The 771-nt window shown below is 27.4% G+C and carries 1 tRNA gene; it reads right to left on the bottom strand.

The annotated features are described in order from the left end of the window. Window positions 1–2 precede the first annotated feature (2 nt). Window positions 3–75, bottom strand: a tRNA-Val gene (locus H9635_RS19080). Window positions 76–771: the final 696 nt, after the last annotated feature.

The raw sequence follows: 771 nt of genomic DNA, 5'->3' as shown, positions 1-771 counted from the left end.
GGTGGAGGATGACGGGCTCGAACCGCCGACCCCCTGCTTGTAAGGCAGGTGCTCTCCCAGCTGAGCTAATCCTCCATGGGATATTCATCTTTTAGTTTATGTAATGTTTGTCCTTTCTCTTAAGGACAAGATTTATAATATCAGTATTCTCGAAATAATGCAATACTCTTTTTAAAACTTTTTTCAAAAATAATATTTTTTTCTATGTTTACAATAACTTGTCTCAATTTCTAATAAAACCGATTACTTAGCATAACGAAATTTTAATATTTTTTCTCCTTTTTTTCAATAGTTGTTTTTATTTTTTATAAATATAAATCATATTTGTATATTATGAGTATTATTTTTGAATAATAAAATTTAAAATTATATAGAATTTTAACTACTATTAACTATACATTTTAGAAATTAAAATTAATTAATGTAATATACAGTGAGTAGATTTGTTAACAACTCACCCTACTACTTTAATTATTTAGTCTTTATATATTCGCTTTTAGAAAAGCTCCAATGGTGTTATTTCTGCATTAGAACGAGGGAGAATACATCAAACACTTTGTTGGAAGGTTTACCTATAAATATACAATAAAAGCTTTCTAGGACATTATTAATTCGAATAAGCAGTTATACAACCGGATTTATATTATGTTTATTCATTTGTCTCTTCTTACTATTATAGAAACATATTATTAAAATATACAAAAAAGCTAAGTACGTGTAACAGTACTTAGCTTTTTTCTCTTCTTATGTATGACCCGTACGGGATTCGAA

Origin of the sequence: Solibacillus faecavium (assembly GCF_014836905.1) — a bacterium.
Lineage (GTDB): Bacteria > Bacillota > Bacilli > Bacillales_A > Planococcaceae > Solibacillus > Solibacillus faecavium.
This window is presented reverse-complemented; position numbering and strand designations above follow the sequence as displayed.